The following is a 6,714-nucleotide window of genomic DNA, read 5'->3' as shown; positions in this document are numbered from 1 at the left end:
ACTCCCGCCAGCCACCGAAGCCCGCTGACCCTGGCCAGCCGCCTCCAGCGCGACCCCGCCCTCACCGGCCAGCAGCTGCGCCGGCGTCACCTGCAACCAGTTCCAGCGCGCCGGTGAGCTCGGCAGCCGTTCTCAGCCGTAGGACGAGCGGCAGCAAGGAGATCACTGACCGCCGACGTCACCAGTGGCCACTTCACGTCGCCGGTCTCGTCGACCACGAGTACCGCCCGGTCGTCGTGCAGGTGCTCGGCCACGTAATCGCGCAGGCCGTCGCGGACGGCGTCGGCGTCCCACTTGGCCCGGTTCAGCAGGTGTTGCATGCCGTCCGGGGTGGCCTCCCCGGCCCACTCGGCGATGGTCCAGCAGTTCTTGCGGGGCAGATCCGAGAGCGGGCCGAGACCGGCCCCGAGCAGGCACATGTCGCCCGGATGCGCGCCATGGTCGGCGCAGACCAATGGCCGGACCGGCAGCTGCTCATCCCCGTGATGAACGCCGAGACAGGCGAGCAGGAGGTCTTCGACCGCGTGAGTGGCGCACCGCTGCCCTCCCCCGTGGCGGCGAGCACGGCCTTCCCGGGCGTCTACCCACCGACCACCGTCAATGGCCGCCGATACATGGACGGCTCCCTGCGGTCGGCGACCAACGCCGGACTCGCGGCCGGAGCCCGCACGCTCGTCGTGATCGACCCGCAGGCGCACCTGTCCCCCCCGAGTTGCTCCACCAGGAGCTGGCGGTCGCCGCGGCGCACACAGTGGTGATCATCGAGCCCGATCCGGCATCAACACACGCATTCGGCTCGGACCTGAATGACCGGACGGCCTGGGAACCGGCCTACCAGGCGGGTCTCCGTCAAGCCGCCGATGCCGAACAGCAGCTCCGCCTCGCCTGGAAGACCGGGTCCGACACGGACGCGGGCATCTCGTAGGAGCTGGCCCACGGTCCGTCCGTCTCAAGGAATGGCGCGACTGTCGATGGCACCGGCAATGTGACCCACCCGCCGGAGGGGCCGGCGAGTGGGCTTCTCTCAGATCACGCGCGGATCAGATCGGTCGGAGATAGAAATAGACGGACTTGTTGTTCGTGCAGACGCTGCCGCCCCCACCGTTGAGGCTGAACTGCTGAACGAAGTAGAGTTTGCCGCCGCTGCCGAAGTTCACTGTCTTGTTGAACGTGAACGTCTTGGTGATCCCCGCCGAGGACACGGGGCCGACGCTCCAGAGAGCGTGCCACTTGTTGGCGCCGTTGCCGTCGACCAAATCCGCCGCACCAAGAATCGCGCCGGAGGCCGCCGGAATGAAAGTGATCTTCAACGTCCGCACGTACGCGGATGACGACGTGACATTGGAGACAGTCCAGGTCGGGTAGAACTTCGCCGACGCCGTGGAGGGACAGCCGATGCCGAGGTCGGCGAGGTTGTACCAGATGCTGGGAGCGAGAATCGTCCGCACCTCCGCAACTTTCTGCGCGGTGCCGTTGGAGAACTCCTGGTGGGCGAGCGCCGGATTGGCCATCAGAACCATCGCGACAGCAGCGACCGCGGTGACCAGTAGCCCTCTTATTCGATTCTTTCGAGAGCCTCGGGCAGCCCTTGAGAATCTCATCTTCTCTCCTCTGCGTGGTGCGTTCTGAATTACGGGTGGCAGCCGCAAGCACGCCTTGGCCCGCGACGGATTCGCTCTCCCCGCGGGAGCGGCTTTTCGCGTCGCGAAGGAAGCGGCAACACTTTTCGGCTCCAGCCGAAAGGGCTGCGCTGTCACGTCATGGAGCGGCCTGCAGCCGTAAGATTGCCCCAGCCGAATTCCGACCACAACGCCTTATCCCTGGCTAAAAGGGTGGGCCCGGCCTTGGCCGAGCAGGGCCGGCGGCGTGAGAATCATTGGCGTGATTCGCATGCACTTCTCTGACGCCGACCTTCGCCAGATCACGTTCGCCCCGGCTCCGAACGCTGTGTGGGAGACGGTGCTGAGTGTGCGCCTCCTGCGTGGTGCGCAGACCAGCAGGAGCTGGTCGCGGCCCGGAGTCCGCCGACTGCACCAGCAGGTGAGAGGAAGCCTGGCGGTGCGGGCCGGGGTGCTCGGCGCCCCTGGTTCCCCCGAAGAGCTTCGTGCCCGCGTTCCTGCTCCAGCCGGACGCCGGAGATTTCGCCGCTGGCGTCGAGCTGGTCAGTCAGACGCCCAGCTCCTACTTGGCGTTCGATCTGCGCGCGCTGTCGCCCGCGGCGCTGTCCTCCACACCCTGCCCCCCTTGGACGGGCTCTCCTGCACAGCGGCCCGAGCATCAGCGCCTAACCCATGGCGCGCCGTGCACGGCTGATCTATCGGCCCGAACGACATCCCGATCACAAGAGCGGCCGGCAGCGCGGTTTCGCCTGGAGCGACTACCGGAACCCGGTGGAGAGCGTCTGGTCCATGCTGCGACGCAGCAGCCGGACCAGCATCGCCTTCACCGAGCCCGGCCAACTGCTCCGCTCCCTTCGCCGCGGACTCCGCGAGGTCCAGTACCGCAGCGACCTCGTCACCGGATACCTGGCCGCGACCGGTCTCACCCTGACGACATCACGACTTCAGGCTCGTCAGAGGGCTGAGAAACCGGCCGCCTCCACGATCACGGCACTGCGCCCCTCGATGAGGGCTCAGCTCGTGGGGCAGTGAGTGATCAACACAAGATTGTTATGAATCTTGGTCCAGACGTTGGGGGTCCCGGAGTACTTGTAGACCTCGTTGTTGTGGTTCTGGCGATAGACGGTGCGACCGGTGACGACATAGTCAAAACCGGCCTGGCCGATCCTCCGCCAGACGCCTGGCGTGTACATGTATTGGTACAGGTCTCCGAGGTTGTTGCCGGTGGTGGCGAAGACCCCCAGGTCTCCGATCACCATCACCCCGTCGTCGAATCCCAGGCCGGGCGCGTCGACGCGGACCCAGGTGTTGTAGCTCCAGTCGCGGATGAAAATGCCCTGCCCCTTCGCCGCGGCGAAGACGTCGTTGCCGGCCGAAGCGTAGACCACCGGCCCGTTCCCCGGCGGTCTTCCCAGCGGTGTCCAGACATAGGGGACGCCGGTGTATAGATAAGCCGCATAAGTTCCGGGTTGGGTGGAGATCGGCCCTCTCGACCCGCCGCCCGCAAGCCCGACGGTCGAGCCGCCGACGGCCGTCCAGTTACCGGGAACTCCGTTGAAGCGCATAATCACCGACTGGTCATGGGGCATGCCGTACACCGTCGAACCGACAAGCGCGAATCGGCCCGGATATCCGATCCAACGCCAATCGCTGCCGGCCAGGTGCTCGAAAACATCACCCGTGACGGGATTGGTCGCCAGCAATGCGGACTCGTTGCCGTAGAGCATCGCCGGCGGGTTTCCGATTCTCGTCCACTGCCCGGGTGTTCCCGTGTAGCGCAGGATGACATTGCCCTGATCAGGGGCAACCCCGCACAGGGTCCCATCGTCGATCGCGGCGGCCGGCGACGGCGCGAGCACGGCCGGGGCGCTCACCACCAGGGTGATCGCCGTCGCCCATCGGGCGACCACGGCACCGATACGTGTACGCCTTCGCAGTAAACCAACACCATTCATGACCAATCCCTTTCGATCGGTTTATTCGGTGTGCTCGACTAATGACAGCACGCCACCTCAATGAGGGGCCAGAAATCCGGAAGGCCGGCTATCCACAACCGCGGGGTCACCGGTCGCCTATGCCTCGTCTACCGACTCCACTCCCAACTGGCTGGTCGTCGAGACCGGGCGGACCTGAAATCCCAGCCCTGAACCGTCCTCACCGATGAGAGTGCGGCTCTGGCGGCGAACGGCCGGCGGGAACGTGACATGCGCGACCTCCAGGGGCGTGAGTTCGGCATACACAGGATCGGATTCCGGCGCTCACGCGAGCATCGGGGGAACCACGGATGTTTAAGGCGTCACGCCCCGCAGGATGAGGTCGCGCCGGGACACCTCCAGCTTGGCGTAGACCCTGCTCAGGTGGGTCTCGACTGTTCTGACGGTGACGGAGAGGCGTTCGGCGATCTCGGCGTTGGTCAGTCCTTGGGCGGCCAGGGCCGCGGTCCGGGCCTCGGCGGGGGTCAGCGCGTGCGGGTCGGTGGTCCGGCGGCGGCCGCCGGCGCGGCGGAGTTCCTCGTGGGCCCGGTCAGCCAGCCACCGCGCCCCGGCCCCGGCGGCCGTGGCGGCGGCGTCGGCGAGGATCGGCCTCGCCCGCGCGGGCTGTCCGGTCCGGCGCAGCCAGGCACCGTAGAGGAGTTGGGTCTCCACCTTCTCCAGGGGGAGGTCGGTGGTCTCGTGCAGGGCGAGCGCGGTCTCGAACTCGGCCTCGGTCCCGGCGCGGTCACCGGCCAGGAGCGCCCGGCCGATCGCGGCCGCGATCCTCGGCCAGGCACAGGGGAGCCGAGCCGAGACGTCTTCGAGCCGGGCGACCAGACGCGCGGCCGAATCGCGTCGTCCGATCCTCGTGTACGCCGTGATCGCGTCCCGCCCGTAGGGAACCAGACAGGGCTCAAGTATCCCGAATCGTTCGGTCGTCTCGTCGAGCAGGTCGAACAGCGCGCACGCCGTGGCGAGGTCGCCTTCGTGGAGTGCGCGGCGGCCGCGGACGTACCAGACCATGATCAGGGTGCCGACGTCGCGCAGCCCCGACGCGCTGTGCTCGACCTGGGCGCAGCGCCGCTCACAATCGTCCAGGTCGCCGGAGAGCAGCAGGAGCCAGGTCTGGCCGGCGGCCACGTAGCGCTCCGACATCGGGGCCAGGTCCTTGATGGCCCAGGCCTGCTCAACGCTGGCGACGGCCTCGCGGAGCCGGCCGACGCGCACCAGCAACTCGGCGCGGGCGACGTACAGGAAACTCAGCGTGCCGATCGCTCCGGCGCGCTCCGCCGCGGCGATCACCAGGGTGAACGCCCTCTCGCACTCGGTGAAGCGTTCGGCCCACTTGGTGGCGAAGGCGTGGTTGCTCAGCGCGCCCCAGGTGCCCTGGACATCGGTCAGCTGGGCTGCCGGGTCGTCCTCGAGCTCCCGCGCCGCCCGCGTGACCTCCTCCAGCCCGGCGATGTCGGCGCCGAGGAACGCGATGTAGCCGTGCGCGGAGGCGACCCGGCGGCGGAGAGCCGGGTCGACGTCGACCGCGTGTTCCAGGGCGCGGGCGGCGAGAGGGAGCGCCTGGCTTCCGTCGGTCAGGTGCCGGAAGGTGGCGTGGTCCAGCAGCGCCTCGACGGCGATCGCCGGGGCCTGCTCCGCGGCCAGGTCGGCGGCCCGGGCCAGATCCCGTTCGGCCTGCCGGTGGTCGCCTGTGAGGTAACCGGCGCGTCCGGCCATCCACGCGGCCTGCGCGGCGATCGCCACGTCGGCGGCGTCGTGCCGGGAGACGGCCCCGAGCATCGCGACCGCCTCGGTGGCCTTGCCGACCGACATGAGGGCCTGCCCGGCGGCGAGCCCCAGACCCGGGTCGGCGTGATCTCCCGCCAGGCGATGGGCGCCCGCCAGGTAGCGCGCGGCGGTCTCGGTCGCGCCGACGGCCAGCGCGTCGCGGCCGACTCGCTCCAGCACCGCGAGGGCGTGCCAGTCGCCGGCCGTGTTCCCGCGGAGCGCGTGCTCGGCCGCCTCCGCCTGCGAACCCCGCTGTACCAGTAGGCCGAACGCCCGGGTGTGCAGCCGTAATCGCGTCGAGGTCGGCATCTCGTCGTAAAGGATCTGTTGGAACAGCGGATGGACGTATTCGACCCGGCCGCCGGGAGCCTCCCGGATGAGGCGGCCACGCTGGAGACCCGCGACGGCCTCGTCCCCCGCCTCGGGGTTGAGGCCGGCCAGTTCCATCGCGATCCCCGGGTCGAAACACAGACCTAGGACGCTGCCGGCCCGCGCGCAGCGCATCGCCTCAGGCGTCGCCCCGACGAAACGCCGGACCAGCAGTTCCCTGCGCGCGGAGCCGGGCGACCGCACCTCCAGCCTGGCCAGGTCGGCGCCGTCGGTGAGCAGCGCCGCGGCGTGGTCGAGCAGCAGCGGGTTGCCCGCGCACATCGCCCACAGCTTGCGTACCGTCTCGGCCGGAAGCTCATGGCCGACCCACCGCGCAAGCAGGGTGGCGGACGACCGCTCACCCAGGGGTTCGAGCTCAACCGTACGCGCGCAACCGCTCTCCTCCAGATCGCGTGCGAGGTCCAGAGCGGCCGGTGGCCACGCCCGCAGTGTCGCCACGACCGCCACCCGGGATGCGCCCAGGCGGCGGCACAGGAACGCCAGCAGGGTGAGCGAGTCGGCGTCGGCCCAATGGAGATCGTCGATGACGAGCACAATCGGGTCACCGGTCCAGGACCGCAGGGCCTGCCACACGCGGTAACACCGGCCCGCCATCGTGTCCGCCGACAGGTCGTCGGCGCCCAAGCCGGTCAGCGCCTGTGTCATCACGTCGAAGGGCACGCCCGACTCGATGGGAGAACCGTAGGCCCGCCCGACCTGGAATCCGGCGCCGGCGACCTCGCCGAGCAGCCAGGTCTTCCCCATACCTGCGTCGCCGTGGACGAACACCGCCCCACCGCGCCCCGCCCGCGCCTCCGCCAGCCGCTCGCGGATGGCCCCGGCCGCCATGTTCCGCTCTCGCACAACTCCCAAGTGTGACAAAAGGACCGGAACGATTCCGCCGCATCGGTGGAGAGGTGGCGGCCGGCCCGCCACCGTATGGTCACGGAGGGTCGTGCTGGTCCATACTCGAC

Annotated in this window: 6 protein-coding genes and 1 pseudogene; 3 read left to right on the top strand and 4 right to left on the bottom strand. The window is 69.1% G+C overall.

Features of this window, described 5'->3' with window-relative positions:
* Positions 1 to 191: 191 nt before the first annotated feature.
* Positions 192 to 386: pseudogene (locus ACWDS7_RS24735) on the bottom strand (transposase); the annotation flags it as partial.
* A gap of 99 nt (positions 387 to 485) precedes the next feature.
* On the opposite strand from ACWDS7_RS24735, the gene ACWDS7_RS24730 reads away from it, so the two are divergent.
* Together ACWDS7_RS24730 and ACWDS7_RS24725 are read left to right on the top strand one after the other, a co-directional pair.
* A complete protein-coding gene (locus ACWDS7_RS24730; protein WP_451931203.1) occupies positions 486 to 758 on the top strand; it encodes a patatin-like phospholipase family protein in 273 nt (90 codons plus the stop codon).
* Entirely contained in the window at positions 752 to 925 is a 174-nt protein-coding gene (locus ACWDS7_RS24725) for a hypothetical protein (protein WP_451931202.1), read from the top strand. Before ACWDS7_RS24730 ends, ACWDS7_RS24725 begins: the two co-directional genes overlap by 7 nt.
* Before the next feature lie 115 nt (positions 926 to 1,040).
* Here ACWDS7_RS24725 and ACWDS7_RS24720 read toward each other — a convergent pair whose 3' ends face one another.
* Positions 1,041 to 1,520, bottom strand: coding sequence for a hypothetical protein (locus tag ACWDS7_RS24720; protein WP_451931201.1), 480 nt, complete (start codon positions 1,518 to 1,520; stop codon positions 1,041 to 1,043).
* A 771-nt stretch (positions 1,521 to 2,291) separates the two neighbouring features.
* On the opposite strand from ACWDS7_RS24720, the gene ACWDS7_RS24715 reads away from it, so the two are divergent.
* Positions 2,292 to 2,651, top strand: a complete 360-nt coding sequence (locus ACWDS7_RS24715; protein ID WP_451931200.1) for a hypothetical protein — start codon at positions 2,292 to 2,294, stop codon at positions 2,649 to 2,651.
* Here the strand turns inward: ACWDS7_RS24715 and ACWDS7_RS24710 are convergent.
* Both ACWDS7_RS24710 and ACWDS7_RS24705 read right to left on the bottom strand, forming a co-directional pair.
* Positions 2,633 to 3,574 (bottom strand): hypothetical protein, encoded by a 942-nt coding sequence (locus tag ACWDS7_RS24710; protein WP_451931199.1) that lies wholly within the window; start codon positions 3,572 to 3,574, stop codon positions 2,633 to 2,635. The two genes, ACWDS7_RS24715 and ACWDS7_RS24710, sit on opposite strands and share 19 nt — an antisense overlap.
* A 333-nt stretch (positions 3,575 to 3,907) precedes the next feature.
* Complete coding sequence (locus ACWDS7_RS24705; RefSeq protein ID WP_451931198.1) at positions 3,908 to 6,604, bottom strand: AAA family ATPase; 2,697 nt, start codon at positions 6,602 to 6,604, stop codon at positions 3,908 to 3,910.
* Between the last annotated feature and the right edge of the window lie 110 nt (positions 6,605 to 6,714).

This window comes from Streptosporangium sp. NPDC003464 (assembly GCF_053588315.1).
Note: the sequence above shows the minus strand (reverse complement) of the source record. Positions and strands in the feature narration are given on the sequence as shown.

What these genes read in the sequence shown, in the direction of transcription:
- ACWDS7_RS24730 (WP_451931203.1), top strand. Translation starts at nt 486, where the DNA reads ATGAACGCCGAGACAGGCGAGCAGGAGGTCTTCGACCGCGTGAGTGGC.
- ACWDS7_RS24720 (WP_451931201.1), bottom strand. Translation starts at nt 1,520, where the DNA reads ATGGTTCTGATGGCCAATCCGGCGCTCGCCCACCAGGAGTTCTCCAAC.
- ACWDS7_RS24715 (WP_451931200.1), top strand. Translation starts at nt 2,292, where the DNA reads ATGGCGCGCCGTGCACGGCTGATCTATCGGCCCGAACGACATCCCGAT.
- ACWDS7_RS24710 (WP_451931199.1), bottom strand. Translation starts at nt 3,574, where the DNA reads ATGAATGGTGTTGGTTTACTGCGAAGGCGTACACGTATCGGTGCCGTG.